The sequence below is a fragment of the Faecalimonas umbilicata genome (assembly GCF_042846195.1).
GTDB lineage: Bacteria > Bacillota > Clostridia > Lachnospirales > Lachnospiraceae > Faecalimonas > Faecalimonas umbilicata.
Window position 1 is genome coordinate 1,076,518 of record NZ_AP031411.1, and the last position, 18,603, is coordinate 1,095,120.

Genomic DNA, 18,603 nt, shown 5'->3' on the forward strand with positions numbered 1-18,603 from the left:
AGGCAAAAAATTGAATTTAACGTATCGGGACATAAGGGAAAACAAAGAAATTAATCAGTATATTACAATGGGAAATGAAATACTGGGGGTTCTTGGCTATACAGATCATTCGCAGAAACATGCTGTGATTGTAGCTGAACGGGCAGCAGAACTGTTAGAAGTATTGGGCTACTCAAAAAGAGAGATAGAATTGTGTAAAATTGCAGGATTTATGCATGATATAGGGAATTGTGTGAATCGCTCGGATCACGCGCACAGTGGAGCAATTATGGCAATGCAGATCCTAAGGAGTCTTGGAATGGATGCAGAAGATATTTCAGTTGTGATTTCTGCAATTGGAAACCATGATGAAGAAACTGGAACTGCGGTAAATGCAGTGTCAGCAGCAATTATTTTGGCAGACAAAACCGATGTACGCAGAAACCGCGTACGAAATAAAAAGAAATCAAGTTTTGATATTCATGACCGGGTGAACTATGGTGTGCTTTCAACAGAACTTGCAGCGAACCCGGAGAAACAAGAGATACATTTGAATTTAGAATTGGATGAAGAAACATGTTCTATTTTAGACTATTTTGAAATTTTCACAGAACGAATGTTGATGTGCAGGAGAGCTTCGGAGATGCTGGGGATGCATTTTAAGTTTACAGTCAATGAAAGAAAAGTATTGTGATTTGCAATACCTGTATGTTCTCATTTGTGGAAAAATTTTATATAGAAGGAGAAATATAGATGAAACAGGCGATTATGGATATTGGCTCGAATTCCATGAGGGTTACTGTCTATGAGGTTGACGGAACAGTGTTCCGTATTCTTTTCAAGGAAAAAATTATGGCAGGATTGGCAGGGTATGTAGAAAATAAAAAAATATCTCCGGAAGGAATTGAATGTGCATATACCGGCCTTTTAGAATTTAGAGAAATTCTAGAATCATTAAATATCAATCATGTTGCAGTATTTGCGACAGCATCTCTTCGGAACATTCAAAATACTGCGGAGGCTGTATCGGCAATTAAAGCGAGGACAGGATACGATGTGGAAGTGATCAGTGGAAAAGAAGAAGCATTTTTTGGGTATACAGGGGCCATGCAGGATGTAAAGTTATCAAGAGGTGCATTTATCGATATTGGTGGAGCAAGCACAGAAGTTGTTCCCTTTGAAAACGGAGAGGTACTGGATGCTGCAAGTTTTCCTGTTGGTTCCCTGAGCCTGTATAAAGAGTGTGTGAAACATATCGTGCCTGGGGAGGGGTCGCTGAAAAGATTAAAAAAATCGATATCTGCTGAAATTGGAAAGCAAAAGATGTTTACCTATAAAAAGTGTTCCCCGCTAGTTTGTGTTGGTGGAACTGCAAGGGCAGTTTTGCGGATCGCAAAGAAATTATATGATCTTCCACCAGAATGTCATACGGTTTCCAGAAAGCAGTTGGATCAGTTATGTTCTCAGCTGTATCAAGCGGACAGGAGAGCGATCGATCTTATTTTAAAGCTGGAGCCGAATCGTATTCACACGATCATTCCAGGGATTATGATTCTGCAGCATATCTTCCGTTTGTTTGCTGCCGATGAAATTGTAGTCAGCAATTACGGTGTAAGAGAAGGATATTTATGCAAGAGGATCATTGCACCACAAAAGAAAAAATAAGGAAAAGAATAGGAGAAAAAGTGATGAGGAAGAATGTAAGTCTACCATATGTAAATAGAGAGTTATCATGGCTGAAGTTCAATGAAAGAGTATTGGAGGAGGCAGAGGATAAGTCTGTGCCATTATGTGAGCGCCTGACATTTTTATCGATATTTCAGAGCAATCTGGATGAATTTATAAGAGTACGCGTTGGAAGTCTGGCAGATCAGATGGCATTGCAGCCGACCTTGAAAGATAATAAAACAAATATGACAGCGGAAGAACAGTTAAAAGCTGTATTGGATGATATGAAAAAACTACTCCAAAGAAAAGATTATACATATACACTTCTGAGGAATGAACTGAAAGCAGAAAATATTAGCATTGTAGATTTCAATATGTTGTCGAAAAAAGAATCCGATTATTTAGAACGATATTTTGATTCAGAAATAGCTCCATTGATTTCACCGATGTTAATATCAAAGAACGCACCTTTTCCGTTCCTGAAAAATAATGATATTTATGTGGCTGTACTGCTTGGAAAAAAGAATAAAAAGGATAAGGTAGGGATTATTCCTTGCAGCAACAATGTGTTTCCACGCTTGATTAAGAGTCCGTTTCGAGAAGGAACCTACATGCTTACAGAAGAATTGATTTTGCATTTCGTAGAAAAAGTATATCCACATTATATTGTGAAGTCAAAAACACTTTTGAAAATTACAAGAAGTGCAGATATTGATGCGGCGGATTTGTATGACGATGATTTAGATTATCGTGATATTATGTCAGAATTGATCAGTAGAAGGAAAAAACTAAGTCCACTGACGATGAGTATGACACGAAATGTAGATGAAAAAGTTGTAGATACATTATGTGAAAATCTCGGCTTGCAAAAGAAAAGGGTATTTTACAGCGCTTCGCCATTGGATTTTAAATATGTATTTCAAATTCAGGATGCGCTTCGCAAAAAGGAAGAATTGTTTTTTCAGAAACGCGTGCCGCAGCCAAGCGCAATGTTCGATATGAAAAAAAGCATCATAGAGCAGATCGTGGAGAAAGACAGAATGTTATCGTTTCCATTTGAAAGTATCCGGCCATATATCGAATTTTTAAGAGAAGCAGCAAATGATCCGGAAGTATTATCGATTAAAATCACATTGTACAGGGTCGCCAAAAATTCAAAAATTGTAGAAACATTGGTGGAAGCAGCAGAAAATGGAAAAGAAGTGACCGTATTGGTAGAACTTCGTGCGCGCTTTGATGAAGAAAATAATATAGAGTGGTCGAGAAGACTGGAATATGCAGGGTGTAATGTGATTTATGGATTACCTGGGTATAAAGTACACTCGAAATTGTGTCTGGTGACACGAAAGCATCATGATGAAATTCAGTATCTGACGCAGGTTGGAACAGGAAACTATAATGAGAAAACAGCAGAACTTTATACGGATTTGATGGTTATGACAGCGAATCCGCAGATTGGTGAAAATGCAAGACAAGTATTTCGGGCGTTGGTGATGGGAGAAGTCGTAGAACAGTCAGAAAAACTTCTTGTGGCACCGAAATGTCTTCAAAATCGAGTGCTGGAAATGATAGACGAAGAAATTGCTCATGCCAGACAAAATGAGAAGGCATATATTGGATTGAAAATGAATTCTTTGACAGATAAAAAGATTATTGATAAGTTAATCGAAGCATCTCAGGCAGGAGTAAAAATTGATATGGTTGTTCGTGGGATTTGCTGTCTGGCAGCGGGGATTCCGGGATACACAGAAAATATCGAGATAAGAAGCATTGTTGGACGTTATCTGGAACATTCTAGAATATATATATTTGGCATAGAGGAAAGAAGAAAAATATATATTGCATCGGCAGATTTTATGACTAGAAATACGGTGAAACGTGTGGAAGTTGCAATACCGATAGAGTCAGAAGAGTTAAAGGTCCGGATAGAAGAGATGTTTATTACGATGCTGTCGGATAATAAAAAGGCAAGGAAGATGAAGCCAAATGGATTGTATGAGAAATTGCCAATAGACGGTACAGAGGTCAATGCACAAGAGTTGCTTTTTGAACAGTCTTATTTGCAGCAATAAAATATTAAAGTAAATTTTATTAATATCAAAGAATATATATGGAAATAGGATAAAAGACGGCGCATAGTTGTGCAAGCTTTTATCCTGTTTTTATTTAAAAGCATGCATTTTAATAATGACATATTGACAAATTTCTATATAAGATGTATTCTGTAAACATAGAAAATAATCAATGCGTGATGAGAGGAGGGAGTGCATGGGAATAGATTACATAGAATATGCAAAGATTTTCAAAGTATTTTCGGATCCGAAACGTCTGAAGATCATCAATATGCTGTCCAACGGTGAGCTTTGTGCGTGTAAGATTCTAGAGGAATTTCAAATCACACAACCAACATTATCGCATGATATGAAGCTCCTGACAGATATGGAGCTGGTCGTTCCGAGAAAAGAAGGAAAGTGGACACATTATTCTTTAAACAGAGAGAAGATGAACGAGATATACAAAACAGTCGGGAAACTGATGATCCCCGATGGGTTTTCAAACATCGTGGATTGTGACTGCGAAAAGGACAGATGACAGGAGGCAGAAAGCCGGATCACAAGCGAAAAAGATTTTGTATCATACAAGGAGGGAGATTATGTATAGAACAGACACGAAATTATATGTTTTGACAGGATTTTTAGGATCAGGGAAAACAACAGTGCTGTTAAAGCTTTTGGAGATATTGAAAGGACATCGGATTGGGATTATCCAGAATGAATTTGGGAAGCTGGGAATCGACGGAACCATTTTACGAAATGACGAGATTCAGATGGTGGAGATAAACCGAGGATCGATCTTCTGTTCCTGCCTGAAGCTGAATTTTGTGCAGGCGTTGGCTGAGATGGCGGCACAGGATTTTGAGTATTTGTTCGTGGAGAGTTCCGGATGGGGGGATCCTTCGAATGTGCAGGAGATTTTGGAGGCAGCTAAGATTGTATCTGGAAAAGAATATGATTTCAGAGGAGTCATCTGTTTTGTGGATGCGGTAAATTTTCTAGAACAGGTCAAAGAGGAAGAGACTGCTTTTCGCCAGTTAAAACACTGTCACCTGGCAGTGATCACAAAGACGGATCTTGTCGGTGAAAAACAGATTGAGAAGGTCGAGGAGAAAATCAGAGAAATCAATCCGGTCTGCGAAATGAAGACAAGTGCTAATGGGCAGATAGATGATTCTTTTTTAAAGAAAGATCTGCTGATCTATGAGTGGGCAGAAGGTGAAGAGACGACGAATTCCGTAGAAACAAAACCAAAATCTATATTTATGGAGTATGACGGGCAAATTGATTGGCAAAAGCTGAATGAATTTTTAACTGTGATCGCACCAGATGTCCATCGCGTGAAAGGATTTTGCAATTTGACGGAAACCGGGTGGACGCAGGTGGATGTAGTAGGAACACTGATAGATTATAAAGAATCGGAGGCATTTGAAAAGTCACAGTTAGTGTTTATTTCCAAAATAGGACCGATGATTATCAAGAAGATCCTTTCAGCATGGCAGGAACACGTAGGAACTGAAATGAAGTTGAGAAATTAAAGGAGAAAGCGCATGAAGATTAAAGTGATTGGTGCAGGATGTGAAACTTGTGATAAATTGTATGAACATGTGCGGGAAGCCGTAGCGGAGACCGGATGTGACGCAGAAGTAGAAAAAGTGGAAGATCTATTGGAAATTGTAAAGCTCGGAGTCATGTCGGCGCCTTCGCTCATGATTGACGGGAAGTTAGTTGTGTCTGGGCGGATGGCTAAAAAAGATGAAATTATACGATTTTTAAAATAAAATAGAGGTGGTCAATGCAGCAGAAACTTCGTTTGTGCTGCAAGTGACACATTTTTTTGAGAATATATCGATATATTTAAATGTATGAATGGGAGGGGGATATATGGAATTTGTGAAAGAAATATGGGAATTTATTCAAAATCAAGTACTTGGCATGCAGTGGCTCAGGGAACTGATTGGGAATGGACTTGCGGTGGCAGGTCTTGACCTTTCATCAAGGGCAGGTGGAAGCATCTTATTCTTTCTGTATGATCTGATCAAAATTGCGATCTTGCTGTGTCTGCTGATTTTTGTCATTTCCTATATTCAAAGTTATTTTCCACCGGAAAGAAGCAAGAAAATTTTGGGGCGTTTTCATGGAATCGGGGCAAATATGGTCGCTGCACTTTTAGGAACTGTCACTCCGTTTTGCTCCTGCTCTTCGATTCCGCTATTTATGGGATTCACAAGCGCAGGGCTGCCTCTTGGTGTGACATTTTCTTTCTTGATTTCTTCCCCGATGGTCGATCTCGGGAGTCTTGTTCTTCTTATGAGCATCTTTGGAGGAAAGGTAGCTGTTGTATATGTAGTGCTGGGAATCATGGTGGCGGTGCTCGGAGGAACGATCATTGAAAAATTACATATGGAAAAATATGTAGAGGAATTTATTAGAAATGCATCTGGCATAGAGATAGAAGCGCCGAAACTGACAAAAAAGGATCGATTACTGTATGCAAAGACACAAGTAGAAACGACCTTTCGGAAGGTGTTTCCATATATTTTGGTCGGAGTCGGGATCGGAGCTGTGATCCACAACTGGATTCCGGAACAATGGATTGAAAAAATTCTCGGAAATGACAATCCGTTTGGAGTGATTTTGGCAGTTCTGGTGGGAGTTCCGATGTATGCAGATATTTTTGGAACGATACCGGTAGCAGAAGCGCTTCTTTCAAAGGGAGCACAGCTTGGAACAATTTTAAGTTTTATGATGGCTGTGACAACGTTAAGTCTGCCGTCTATGATCATGCTGCGAAAAGCAGTCAAACCAAAATTACTGGCAGCATTTGCAACAATCTGTACGACTGGAATCGTGATGGTGGGATACTTGTTTAATTTGTTTCAGTCTGTATTTTTATAAGAGAAGGAGAAGAGAATGAGTAAGCAAACCTATGAGAGAAAACCAAAAGTGGCATTTGTATGTGTACACAATTCCTGTCGGAGCCAGATGGCAGAAGCACTTGGGAAACTGCTGGCATCTGACGTATTTGAAAGATATTCTGCGGGTACAAAATTAAAAAAACAGATCAATCCGGATGCAGTCAGGCTTATGAAACAGATATATGGGATTGATATGGAAGAGACACAGTACAATAAACTGTTGTCAGACATTCCAAAACCGAACGTAGTGATCACTATGGGATGTAACGTAACATGTCCGTGTGTTCCGGGGCAGTATACAGAAGACTGGGGATTGGAAGATCCGACGGGAAAAGGGGATGAAGAATTTTTGAAAGTGATAAACAGCATCGAGGAGAAGGTACGAAAGTTGAAAGAAACATTGCGAGGGGATACTTCTTACAGTTGGACATAGATATGCTTATAAAACAGGATATTTTTTATGTATTCGGTAGGAAAAATTTTGAAAAAGAATGAATTTTCCTTTTTTTTCTGCTATGATAAAAGGAAATAGCAGATGAAAAATCTAGAATGATATTTGTAGTAGAAAAGAGAGGAAGGATACGATGCAAAATCAGGAAAAAGAAGAAAGGGAGAGGTGGATCTGGCTGTTACTTGTCGGAATTGGAATGTTTTTTACAGACAGATTGCTGGCATGGACGGTGTATAGTATCCGTTTGCTGTATTTAGTACCGCTTCTTGTATCGGGAGTCTATTTCTTGTATTTGTGTATTCAAATAAGCAGACACAAATTAGACCGGAGAAAATGCAACCAGCTTGAGGTTTGGATGATGGAGGCAAAACGATGGATGTTATCAGGATTTTGGTTATCATGTGCCTCATTTCTGGAGACGTTGTTTTTAGATATGACAAAGTTTCTCAGTGTGGATATGGCAAATGCATTTCATAGAAGTATCACATTTTATTTTTGGGTATTGTTGTGGATTGGATATTTCTTAGGATTTTTTTCAGGTCGGATCAGAGAGAAGTATATGAAACACCATCCAAAGAAAGAGATGTCCCGTAGAAAGAAAATTCTGCTTCTTCTAGGAATTGCGGCTGTGGTCATAATTGCATTTACATTGAGGTGCCTCGGAGATCTGATGGTGATTTTTCAGGGAGCAGGAGTGATGGCTGTGATTCTATTCTGGTATTCCGGATATGAGGAAGGACAGCGGTTTCGGTACGAACGAAGAAGGCTGGGGATATATGGTGTTGTATTACTGGCAATCTTTGTGGTGCTATTGCTGGCGATTCCAAAAGAATGCATGGAGTTTCCTCACATAGCTTGGTAAGAATATAAGAAGAAAGAGTGATCATAGAATCGTGCAGAAAGGAGTGTCTGGGATGGAAAAAGAGAGAAAGAAAAAACAAAGGATAGAAAGAGTAGTCAAAGCAATATTCTTACTGATTCTTCCACTTGTGACAGCAGCATTGACAGCATTTACGATGGCAGATAATGGAAGTGTGTCAGAGTTTCTCACAATAAATATACTTACACCGATGTTTGTTATATGGTTTCTGTCGCTCGTGATTGATATTTTATGGAATAAATACCGCTGCTGGAAGAGAAAGACAGTAATATCGGTAAGAAGCTGGATTTTCTATGGAGTCTCACTGGGGATGTTTCTTTCGTTTTTCTTTATACAGATGTTTTCAAAGAGTATTCTTCTTGGAGGATTTCATGCTTCGTAGAGATGAAAAATTGTGAAAAAATGCTAAGTGCGCCTGTAAAATCTTGTTTGATTTTGCAGACGCACTGTTTGTATATAGAAAAATATGTATAGTGGCGAAAAGATTTTTATAGAGTAAATACAAATTTATCGCTTCGGTAGATAGTCCTCGCAATCTCCAGTATGCGTCCGGTTGACTGATCTACGCATTTAGAACTCATGACAAGGCAGGAAGCAAAGCCTTTGATATCAAAGAGGGCACGCTCCTTTTTATCAAGAGCAGAGACAGAAAATTCATAATTCTCGTCGGTAAAATCATTGTAACCACACTCGTGCATGTAATCGCGAAGGGATGTGATGGAAAGTCCGCGCTGTGCCAGATCTGGAAATGCATAATCTGGAAGATAGCTGACGCGGATTGCGACCGGTTCATCGTCGACGAAGCGAAGAAGAGTCAGTTTATAAATATCATGAAAATCCATTTCTTTTTCAGAAAGCTGAAACATCTCAGAGACAATCAGATTGTCCTTGATCAGCTCAAAACCGACATTTTCTGTGCGGTAGTGGATTCCGATGGAATCCATCTTTTCAAGAAAACTCTGACTGTCATTTAAGAGCAGGCGGATCTTTTCTTTCTTTCCAGAGAAAAAGCTTCCGTAGCCTTGCAGAGAGTGGATGTAGCCTTTTTCTTCTAAGTGAAGATATGCTTTCCGGACTTCTGTGCGGGTTGTATCAAAGCGGACCGCCATCTTGCTTTCGCTTGGCATTTTTTCTCCTTTTTTATATCCGTCATGTTCAAGTTCCTGAATCAAAGTATCAACAATCGTTTCCCAGGTTGTAGTTGTTTTCATAGAGAACTCCTCCTTTTTCGAAAAGTAAAGACTATTCTTTCATTATAACAATTTATGAAAAAGAAACAAGATGTTAGTGATGGATTCACGAAAATTTCATAAATTTTACTTTCTCTATTGACTCGCACCTGCTGTTTTGTAGTAAAATAGATAAAAGAAAATAATTTTTTATACAACAATAGGAGAGGAAGCAGAAAGATGAGAGAACAAAAAATACTGGTTGCATATTTTTCACATAAAGGAGAGAATTATTCTAACGGGAGCATTGTCAATCTGGACAAGGGAAATACTGAAATCGCAGCGGAGATGATCGCAGCACATAAGCATGCAGAGTTGTTTGAAATTGAATCAGAGACAGGATATCCTTTTGCGTATAGAGCATGTGTAGAAGTTTCCAAAAAGGAATTGTCTGAGGATGCAAGACCGAAGCTTAAGGAAGAAAAATCCATTTCTGCCTATGATACAATATATATTGGCTACCCAAACTGGTGCGGAACAATGCCGATGCCAGTCTGGACTTTTTTGGAGAACAATGATTTTACAGGAAAGACGATTTATCCATTCTGCACAAATGAAGGAAGCAAGATGGGAAGAAGTGAGGAAGATATCAAACGGCTTGCAGCCGGGGCAGAGATCAAAGAAGGACTTCCGATCCACGGTTCTTCTGTCAAAGAGGAGCGGGAGCAGATTATCCGGTGGGCGGATCAATAGAGAGGATATGCCATGAAACAGTGGAAGCACATCTGCTTGAAATGGAATGAATTTATTAAAAGAATTTTGAGAAAGGAAAGTATTTTTAAGCGACTGAATCTTTCTTTTCTCGGATTGTTGCTTGGGGCAGCGGCATTTATCACTTTTTTTAGTTTTGACAAGTATTCAAAAGAGATTATCTGGAATCTGAAGCAGAATGCGGCGATGCAGGTGCAAAACATCTGTTTGAAGATGGAAGATATTATGCGGGAATATGAAGATGTTGCGCTTCAGTTTTATGATGATGCAAGAGTCTTGCAGGCTGCTGTGGAAAATGCCGAGGCGGATCAGAACGGTGAGAAGGGAAAAGAAGACAACATTGCGCTGATCGAGGAGAAGCTGTATACTATGAGCCGTCAGAGAAAACATATCAAAAATGTACAGTTTGTGACACCCGGGAGACAGTATCATATGATGGAGGAAAATGGATATCGCAGGGGAGGAACGATAAGGAATCTGACAGAGTTTTATAATAAGACATATTATCAGGAGCCGCAGGAAAAACATGGATATCCGGTTTGGTTTGAGGATGCAGGACAAAGTGAGACGTTTTATGAAAACGAGCAGAGTGTGTATGGATTTGGAAGTATAGTGACACTGGGGGTTGCTGTTTATAATCCATATACGAGAGAATTTCTAGGGGTTCTTTTTATTAATATCAATATAGAAGCTTTTGAAGCGGCAGCAGATGGATATGAGGGAGGTCCGGAAGGCAACATGTTTCTTACCGGAAAGGACAGCGTGGTTCAGGGGTTTGCCCCAAGTATCTATGCGCCGTCTTTTCCGAAGGATAAGACGATTTTTGATGATATGAAAGAGAAACAGAAAGATTCCGTGAGAAAAAGAATCGAGGAAAGAGATGTCCTGTTTGCCTATGAAAACATACCGGGGACAGATATGTCTGTTGTGTATCTGGGAAATATGGACAGACTCCTGGAGGGGACTTATCAGACGAGAAATGTCTGTATTTTTGTGTTGATCTGTGTGGTACTTGCATGCTTTGCCGTTTCTTATTATGTCACATGCAGTATTTCTGATCCCATCCGTCAATTGATCAAGGTGATGGATAAAGCGGGAAAGGGAAAGTGGACGGTGCGTTATCCAATCAGTGGAAATGATGAGATCACTGTGCTGGGAGAACGGTTTAATGATATGGCAGACAGGACAAACCAGTTGATCGAACAGGTATACCTGTCTGAGATCCGACGGCAGAAGCTTCAGCTTAGCTGGAAAAATGCGCAGTTAGATGCGATGCTGATGCAGATCAATCCCCATTTTTTGTACAATACACTTGACATTATTCGTTGGGAGGCGATGTATGAGGCAAACGGAGAGAGCAGAGTGACGAGGATGATTGAGCAGTTTAGCAAACTCTGCCGGATGGGAATGCGCACAGGCGGAAATACAATCCCGCTGTCAGAAGGATTGGAACATGCGAAAGTATATCTGGAAGTGATCAATTTCCGTCATCAGGATAAGATCGAATTAAGTGTCAGCATAAAACCGGATGTAAGAGATTGTTATATTCCACAGTTTATGCTTCAGCCGATCATGGAAAATGCAGTGGTCCATGGATTTAATGATGCAGCAAAAGGATGTCAGATTGAAATCCTTGTGACAAATTGGGAAGAAAAATTAAAAATTGTAGTGAAAGATAACGGAAAAGGAATGACAGAAGAAGAACAGAAACAATTGCAGAAACAGATTGATGAGGAGATTCAGTCTGGTAAAAATATCGGAATGGCAAATGTCAATCAGAGGATCCGTCTGTTCTATGGAGAAGAGTATGGAATCCAGATGGAAAGCAGACAGGGAGAGGGAACAGAGGTAGAAATCATCCTTCCGATCCGAAAATATTCTGAAAATATGAAAAATCTGTCCGGAGAGGAGAAGGAAGATGATCTATCAGGTTCTGATTGTAGATGATGAAGAGATTGTGTGCCGCGGAATGGCACAGTTTGTGAAGTGGAAGGAACATGGATTTGAAGTGGCGGCAATTGCTACAAGCGTAGACGAAGCGCTTTTGATCCTCAGAAAAATGCATATTGATGTAGTGTTTACGGATATCCGGATGCCGGAGAAGTCGGGGATTGATCTGTTAAGAGAAATCAGAGAACAGAAGTTTGATACACAGTGTGTAATCTTAAGCGGATACAGTGATTTTGATTATGCAAAGGAAGCAATGCGTTATGGCGCAGTGGAGTATCTGACGAAACCGGTGAATCTGCGGGAAGTCGAACAGTTCCTTGATAGGATGCGGACAAAGCTCAATAAACTAGTGGAAGAAAGGCTTGATCATACAAGACAGATGGAAGGTTTGCTGTTGTCAATTGCGAGAGGATATGCCAGTGCTGATATAGAGAAATATGGACTTCCAGAATTGGAAAACTGGTATGGGGTATCCATTTTTATGACAGAGAGGACAGCAGATACCGATGAGGTTCAAGTACAGAAAAAATTGATGAAGGATCGGATTCTGGCGGTGATCCCGGAGACCATTGTACTAGATAGTGGGAACCGATCGCTTTTTGCAGTGATTCCGTTTCAAACAAAAGAGCAGCTGAATTATTTTGTGTCAGTGTCAGAGCAGGTATGCAGTGAAGAAAAGCACTGGGCGCTTGCGGTCAGCAAGGAAAAGAAAGGAATTTACGGACTTTCAGAGGCCTGGAAAGAGACAGAGAGCGCAATGAGATACCTTCTGGCAGACACGAAGAAAAATATTATCTTCTATAAAAATATTGAGACGCTCTACGCGGAGGAGGCGGTGGAGGTGCCAAAACTGATCACAGCCTTTTTACAGAAGTTACATACACCGGAAGAGCGTAGAGATGCGGCAAAATGGATGGAGAAGATGTTAAAAGAGCTCGAGAAGGAAAAGCAGATGGATGTGCTGAAACTGCAGACCATATGTATCCGGATCGTCATAGAAGTCAATGGATATTTAAAGGAAATCGGGATGGAGGAGTCCAGTCTGCATGATCGCTTAAATGAGGCGCTAAAACAGTTGCTGCTCTGTGCAGAGGGACAGGAGGTGCTTCGCTATATGGAATCTTATCTGGAATGGATCATGGAATGCATCGGACAGGCAGATCATCAAAATGTAGGAGGCGGAGTCATCTCTGAAATGCAGAGCTTTATCCGACAGCATTACAATGAAAATATCAGCCTGAATATGCTCGCAGAGCAGTTTTATATGCACCCAAACTATCTGAGCCGTCTGTTCAAAGAAAAAACTGGAGAAAATTTTGTGGAATATTTGACGGAGGTGCGCATGCAGAAGGCGCAGGAATTGTTGAGAGATTCGGAATATAAGATCATTGAGATATGCGGGATGGTCGGATATGACAATCCGAGGTCTTTTAGCAAAGCATTTAAGCACTTTACCGGGATGACACCAAGAGAGTGCAGAGAACGCTAGAAACAGCATAGTTGAAGAGAAAAAAGTGTGTGGGTTTTTCCAAAGAAAAAACGTCCTGCCAAACGGTGGTTACTGTTTGACAGGACATTTTTTGATTATTTTTTATTTGCTTCGTTGAATTTTTCCAATGCTTCTTTTTCACAGAGGCTCTGTGCTTCTGAGAATTCTTTTTCCGGGTCTGCACTTGGATCTGTCAGAATCTTTTGTACAGCTTTGTCAACATAAGTTCCAAAGTCTGCTTTTCCGTAGAATTCCAGACGTCCGATGGATTTTGCAGATTCAAGCACTTCTGCGTATTCTTCCGGGAATTCATAGAAGTCTGTAATACTCATGTCATCTCTAGGAATGATCACCGGGTTTGGAGCACCTTTAGTTGCAAGGTTTTCAAAGTAAGAAGAGCGGTATTCTTTTCCAGTCATATAGCTGATGTATTCCCATGCAGCATCTTTTTTTGCCTGATCTGTTTTTGCATTGATCACATAGCAGTCTCCTGCGATTGCAGTTGTCTGTTCGCCGGAAGGTCCTACTGGTGGAAGGCAAAGTCCGATATCATCTGGATCGATTCCATTTGTGATCGCCTCAGACACCCAGTCTCCTGCAAACGGCATCATACCGATTTTTCCCATACCAAAGTTTTTCACAAGGTCATTGAATTTTAAAGTAAGATCGCTCTGGAGAACTCCTTCACTCTTTAATTTTTGATAATATTCAGCAGCCTGGATGACAGCTGGATCTGTGAAAGTAAGTTCGGCAGTTCCGTCTTCATTTTCCTTTGTGAGATCTCCGCCTGCCTGCCATACATAATACTGGAAGAACCATTCCGTCCATTCAGCGGCAAGTGTTGCATATCCGGTTACCTGATTGTCTGGATCGTTGATCTTCTTAGCTGCCTCAAGAGCTTCGTCCCATGTTTTTGGTGGTTCGTTGATTCCAGCTTCTTCAAATAAAGTCTTATTATAAGCAAAAAGCATTGGTGCTACAAGGTTAGGAATGCCGTAGACATTTCCGTCTTTTGTGAACATATCGACATATTCTTTTGTAAAGTCACCCCATTCATCCCACTCATCTGTATATTTGTTCAGAGGCTCTAAGATTCCGGCGGACATATAGGAGTCCATCATTGTAAAGGAACAGTTTACCAGATCCGGTGCAGTTCCAGATGCGACTGCCTGATAAAATTCATTTCCAGGATCACCTTCTTTGACAACTTTATTCAAAGTGATATCCGGGTGTTCCTCAAGAAATTTTTTCTCCATAGAAGTGTACCAGTCATCTTTGTTACGGCTTGTGTCCCAGATAGTAAGCTCAACCTTCCCTTTGCTGCTTTCTTTGTCTTTGCTTCCGGATGTATCTGCTTTATTTCCATCAGATCCGCCGCAGCCTGCAAGAGAAGCGGCAGCCATAGAAAGGCAGAGAACAGAAGCGATCAGTTTCTTCTTCATAATCAAGTCCTCCTTTGACTTCGTTTTGTTGATGGATTTATCATAACAGATTTGCAGGGAAAAAGAAACGAACCAGAACTAACGAAAAACGTCACATTTTTTAAGATATGGACGAATTTGACAGCGGGCAGGAAAAAAGGTGCGGGAAGACTTTAAGAACGGTGACATCGTCGTTAGGTTCAGACATTCTATTTTAGACAAAATAACGATATACTTTTAGGGAGAAAACACAAGGGAGGTAATACTGATGAAAAAAAGTCCGCAGAAAAAAAACAGAGCAGGCAGTTATCAGTTTCGAAAAAAAGTGACGCCTTGGTGTATTTTGTTCATTCCGATGGCGTGCACAGTATGGCTGAAATATTATCCGATTTTCAGTGCATTTTTCATTTCATTATTTAACTACGATCCAATCAACCAGCCAGGGAAATTTGTTGGTTTCCAGAATTATGTAGATATTTTCCAGATGCAGGGATACTGGGATTCCTGGAAGAATACATTTATTCTGCTCGCATTACAGCTGTGTATGTGCTTTTTGATCCCACTGATCCAGGCGCTTCTTTTAAATGAGTTGGTGCGGTTGAAGAAATGTCTGACGACACTTTATATTCTCCCGGCATTGATTCCGACTTCTGTAAACGTAATTATATGGAAATGGATCTGGCATCCGGACTACGGTGTGGCAAACCAGATCGTGAAGTTTTTTGGAGGTCAGCCGCAGACATGGCTCAGTGATCCAAATCTGGTCAAATTTTGTATCATCTTTCCGGGAGTGCTCGGAGGTGGATTGACAGTGTTGCTTTACCTGTCAGCAATCCAGGGAGTTTCCACGGATATTATGGAGTCGGCGGCGCTTGATGGATGTACCGGATTTGGAAGAATCATACATATTATATTACCGAACATTTCCTTTATGATATTTATCCAGCTGATCATGTGTGTGATCACTACGATGCAGCTTTTGGATGTACCTTATATGTATGCTTCAGGAGGTCCAAGTGGGGCATCGACTACACAGGGAATCTTCATTTACAATGCATTCAATCAAGATCTGAATTATGGCAGAGGTTCTGCGGCTTCTGTGATCCTGTTGCTCGTGATCGCAGCAATGACGATGATCCAGATGCGTTTTGAAAAAATGGAGAAGGAGTAGGAGGCAGAGAAGATGAAGAAAACAAAGCATAGAACAAAAATGAAGCTTGGAAAATCTGAGCGCGGGCTGAAAATTGTTGCAGTAGTCGTGTCACTGATCTTTGCGGCAGCGATGTTGTATCCGATGATTTTTGCAGTTTCCAGCGCGATGAAAGATAACAAAAAAATATACGAGATACCGCCGAAACTGCTTCCGGATGCAGCAAATAGCTTATCGGTCGTGTTAGATTATTCTGAGGTCAAAGGAGACGAGAAGGAATTAAAGGACAAAATGCTGCAGGATAATATTGTGACCATGTTTGGAGTCAGCCAGAAGATGCAGGAAGATTCTATTATGGAAATTAAAGTGTACGGAGTGAAAGACGGAGAGACGGTATTTTACTCGAGAGCACACCAGATGAAACTGCAGATGGAAAAGGATTATGGAATTTATAAAGGAACTGCGATCAAGACAAAAGTACTTCTCCACGGGGATCGCTACATCCGTGCATGTGATTCCATTGGCTATGAATTTGATATGAACGGAGTGTCTGAAAAAGCACCGGAAGGACTTGGGACAAAGTTCTCTGAGAAAGTCGCAAAGATCATGGACGAAAAATATCAGACAACCGGAGAGCTTGTAAGCGTTGGTGACAAAGTGAAAAATTTTCTGAATCTGGAGAGCTTTAAATACTACTTACAGATGCCGGCATATATTTATCCAGAAAGTGAAGCAGTACAAAACTTTGGATTTATGACATTTGTATTTAATAGTATCATCGTCATCGGATTCGCAATGGTTTCACAGGTGATCTTGTGTTCGGTATGTGCATTTGTCATCAGCAGGAAACTTTCCAAGAGAGCAGGACAGTTTGTACTGTTATTCTTCCTCGGTGGAATGATGGTGCCATTTGCAAGCATTATGCTTCCACAGTTGATCATGTATAGAGAAATGGGAGCTTACAACAACTATGCAGCGTTGCTCCTTCCGTTCTTGTACCCGTATGGATTTTATGTGTACCTGTACAAAGGATTTTTTGATCAGATTCCGGGAAGTTATTTTGAGGCGGCAGAGCTTGACGGCGCGGGAAGCTTTTACCTCTATACAAGAATCTGTATGCCACTGTCTAAGCCAATCATTTCGCTCATTGCGCTGCAGACCTTTATTGGGAACTGGAATGATTTCTTCTGGGCATGGCTGGTCACAGAAGATCAGAAACTTTGGACATTAAACGTGGCACTGTATAATATTTCTAACAACGTAGCGACAAAACAAAATGCGCTGATGGGACTTGCGGTCGTGACGATCACGCCAGTGATCCTGCTTTCGATTTTGTTCTCAAAACAGTTAAAACAAAGTATTGTCGCATCTGGTGTGAAAGGATAATAGTTCTAGTATTTTCGTATGAGAAAGGGGACGTCATATGTATAAGAAAAGAAGTGAATTCAAGAAAATTGCAGCGATCGCTGTGGGAGCTTGTGGAATTGCATATGGATTTGGAGGAGCAGAAGTGCAGGCAGCGCCGCCGGAAGGAGGAAACTGGACGTTGCTTCCGGCTTCTTCCGATGAGTTTGATGGAGACTGTCTGGATGAGAACAAATGGACAAACGGAATCTGGTATGATGTCACAACAGATCTTGCGTTTTGTCCGGAAAATGTATCTGTGCGAGATGGAAATCTTGTACTCACAGCGAAAAAGCAGGACTATAACGGAAAGGCTTATACGGCAGGAGCGGTGGAATCAAAATTCGATGTTCCGGGAACTGCAAGCTATGTAGAAGTACGTGCGAAAGCATTAGACAAAAAGGCGAATGTACTCAGTGCAATCTGGATGCAGTCTTCCCCATTGAGCTTTGAGCTGAATCCGAATCCGGAAATTGATATTATGGAAACATTTGATTATACAAAAATGACAAGTACGATTCATACGTGGAACCAGAGTCCGTCTCTCCATCTGCAGAGAGGTACAAATGGGTGGAAGACTGGCCTGGAAGATATCAGTGCAGACTATCATACCTATGCCCTTGAGCGGAGAGAGGGAAAGATGAGGTTCTATTTTGACGGACAGCTTGCATGGGAGAAGACAAGCAGAGAGGATTCTTTTGTAGAACTTTCCCGCCACATGGTGCTCAGTTTGGAGGGACATCTAGGTACGCCAGAGGAACAGTATCTTCCGGGAGAATTTCTCGTAGATTATGTAAGAACTTACTATGACAGTGATTTTGCAGGGCTTCCGGAAAGTGGAACCTATCAGATCGTCAATCAGGAAAGCAAAAAAGTGCTGGATCTTTCCGGCGATCAGAAAGGAATTCAGTTGAGACAATCTTCGGCAGAGAGTGGAAGTGACAGTACCAAGTGGACATTGATGCAGAATGCAGATCAGACATGGAGTATACAGAATATGGCAGATGGAACCTATGTGGATCTGACTGCGGATTCCGGAGTGACATCAAATGGGAATCCGGTCGTGGCATATCCTTATCATGGAGGAACTAATCAGAGATGGTATCTGGTTCCAACAGAGAGCGGGACATGGAAACTGATGTCGGCGCTTAGTGGAAAAGCATTGTGTGTAGAAAATGCTTCTTTGGAAGAAGGTGCACCGATTGTCCAGTGGAGTTATGAGAAAAACGAGAATGCAAACGATGAGTGGACGTTTGTGCCTGTTCAGTAAAAGGCAAAAAATTGAGACAGATAAGGAGC

The 18,603-nt window shown here is 40.8% G+C and carries 18 protein-coding genes; 16 read left to right on the forward strand and 2 right to left on the reverse strand.

What is annotated here, in order from left to right:
• The first annotated feature begins 10 nt into the window (after window positions 1-10).
• The 10 genes from ACGG81_RS05120 (at window position 11) to ACGG81_RS05165 (ending at window position 8,332) form a co-directional block, all read left to right on the forward strand.
• Window positions 11-673 (forward strand): HD domain-containing protein, encoded by a 663-nt coding sequence (locus tag ACGG81_RS05120; RefSeq protein ID WP_117576300.1) that lies wholly within the window; start codon window positions 11-13, stop codon window positions 671-673.
• 59 nt (window positions 674-732) lie between these two features.
• Window positions 733-1,644 (forward strand): hypothetical protein, encoded by a 912-nt coding sequence (locus ACGG81_RS05125; RefSeq protein WP_390109943.1) that lies wholly within the window; start codon window positions 733-735, stop codon window positions 1,642-1,644.
• 23 nt (window positions 1,645-1,667) lie between these two features.
• The gene (gene ppk1, locus ACGG81_RS05130) at window positions 1,668-3,719 is read left to right on the forward strand and encodes a polyphosphate kinase 1 (protein WP_390109945.1); all 2,052 of its coding nucleotides are present in this window, start codon (window positions 1,668-1,670) and stop codon (window positions 3,717-3,719) included.
• Between the two features lie 196 nt (window positions 3,720-3,915).
• Window positions 3,916-4,239, forward strand: a complete 324-nt coding sequence (locus ACGG81_RS05135) for an ArsR/SmtB family transcription factor (RefSeq protein ID WP_008976158.1) — start codon at window positions 3,916-3,918, stop codon at window positions 4,237-4,239.
• 61 nt (window positions 4,240-4,300) lie between these two features.
• A complete protein-coding gene (locus tag ACGG81_RS05140) occupies window positions 4,301-5,239 on the forward strand; it encodes a CobW family GTP-binding protein (RefSeq protein WP_390109948.1) in 939 nt (312 codons plus the stop codon).
• A gap of 12 nt (window positions 5,240-5,251) precedes the next feature.
• Window positions 5,252-5,482, forward strand: coding sequence for a thioredoxin family protein (locus tag ACGG81_RS05145; protein WP_008976156.1), 231 nt, complete (start codon window positions 5,252-5,254; stop codon window positions 5,480-5,482).
• Between the two features lie 103 nt (window positions 5,483-5,585).
• Window positions 5,586-6,599 carry a permease gene (locus ACGG81_RS05150; RefSeq protein WP_270602006.1) on the forward strand — a complete coding sequence of 338 codons (1,014 nt, stop codon included), beginning with the start codon at window positions 5,586-5,588 and terminating at the stop codon, window positions 6,597-6,599.
• Window positions 6,600-6,614: 15 nt separating this feature from the next.
• Window positions 6,615-7,052 carry an arsenate reductase ArsC gene (locus ACGG81_RS05155; protein ID WP_390109953.1) on the forward strand — a complete coding sequence of 146 codons (438 nt, stop codon included), beginning with the start codon at window positions 6,615-6,617 and terminating at the stop codon, window positions 7,050-7,052.
• Between the two features lie 151 nt (window positions 7,053-7,203).
• Complete coding sequence (locus ACGG81_RS05160) at window positions 7,204-7,932, forward strand: hypothetical protein (protein WP_390109954.1); 729 nt, start codon at window positions 7,204-7,206, stop codon at window positions 7,930-7,932.
• A gap of 52 nt (window positions 7,933-7,984) precedes the next feature.
• Entirely contained in the window at window positions 7,985-8,332 is a 348-nt protein-coding gene (locus tag ACGG81_RS05165) for a hypothetical protein (RefSeq protein WP_270458454.1), read from the forward strand.
• Window positions 8,333-8,438: 106 nt separating this feature from the next.
• On the opposite strand, the gene ACGG81_RS05170 is transcribed toward ACGG81_RS05165, so the two are convergent.
• Complete coding sequence (locus ACGG81_RS05170; protein WP_009262735.1) at window positions 8,439-9,161, reverse strand: GntR family transcriptional regulator; 723 nt, start codon at window positions 9,159-9,161, stop codon at window positions 8,439-8,441.
• Window positions 9,162-9,359: 198 nt separating this feature from the next.
• Here ACGG81_RS05170 and ACGG81_RS05175 point away from each other — a divergent pair, with 198 nt between their 5' ends.
• From ACGG81_RS05175 to ACGG81_RS05185, 3 genes are read left to right on the forward strand one after another with little or no spacing between them, the layout of a single operon-like run.
• Window positions 9,360-9,872 (forward strand): flavodoxin, encoded by a 513-nt coding sequence (locus ACGG81_RS05175; RefSeq protein WP_009262734.1) that lies wholly within the window; start codon window positions 9,360-9,362, stop codon window positions 9,870-9,872.
• A gap of 12 nt (window positions 9,873-9,884) precedes the next feature.
• Complete coding sequence (locus ACGG81_RS05180; RefSeq protein WP_117576295.1) at window positions 9,885-11,837, forward strand: sensor histidine kinase; 1,953 nt, start codon at window positions 9,885-9,887, stop codon at window positions 11,835-11,837.
• Window positions 11,809-13,329 carry a response regulator gene (locus ACGG81_RS05185; RefSeq protein WP_009262732.1) on the forward strand — a complete coding sequence of 507 codons (1,521 nt, stop codon included), beginning with the start codon at window positions 11,809-11,811 and terminating at the stop codon, window positions 13,327-13,329. The genes ACGG81_RS05180 and ACGG81_RS05185 overlap by 29 nt, the downstream gene beginning before the upstream one ends.
• A gap of 95 nt (window positions 13,330-13,424) precedes the next feature.
• On the opposite strand, the gene ACGG81_RS05190 is transcribed toward ACGG81_RS05185, so the two are convergent.
• Window positions 13,425-14,771: an extracellular solute-binding protein gene (locus ACGG81_RS05190; protein WP_009262731.1), complete on the reverse strand. Its 1,347-nt coding sequence runs from the start codon at window positions 14,769-14,771 to the stop codon at window positions 13,425-13,427.
• 247 nt (window positions 14,772-15,018) lie between these two features.
• On the opposite strand from ACGG81_RS05190, the gene ACGG81_RS05195 reads away from it, so the two are divergent.
• The 3 genes from ACGG81_RS05195 to ACGG81_RS05205 are packed head-to-tail and all read left to right on the forward strand — an operon-like array spanning window position 15,019 to window position 18,574.
• Complete coding sequence (locus tag ACGG81_RS05195; RefSeq protein WP_009262730.1) at window positions 15,019-15,921, forward strand: carbohydrate ABC transporter permease; 903 nt, start codon at window positions 15,019-15,021, stop codon at window positions 15,919-15,921.
• A gap of 12 nt (window positions 15,922-15,933) precedes the next feature.
• Window positions 15,934-17,286: a carbohydrate ABC transporter permease gene (locus ACGG81_RS05200; RefSeq protein ID WP_009262729.1), complete on the forward strand. Its 1,353-nt coding sequence runs from the start codon at window positions 15,934-15,936 to the stop codon at window positions 17,284-17,286.
• 37 nt (window positions 17,287-17,323) lie between these two features.
• The gene (locus ACGG81_RS05205) at window positions 17,324-18,574 is read left to right on the forward strand and encodes an RICIN domain-containing protein (protein ID WP_117576294.1); all 1,251 of its coding nucleotides are present in this window, start codon (window positions 17,324-17,326) and stop codon (window positions 18,572-18,574) included.
• Window positions 18,575-18,603 lie beyond the last annotated feature (29 nt).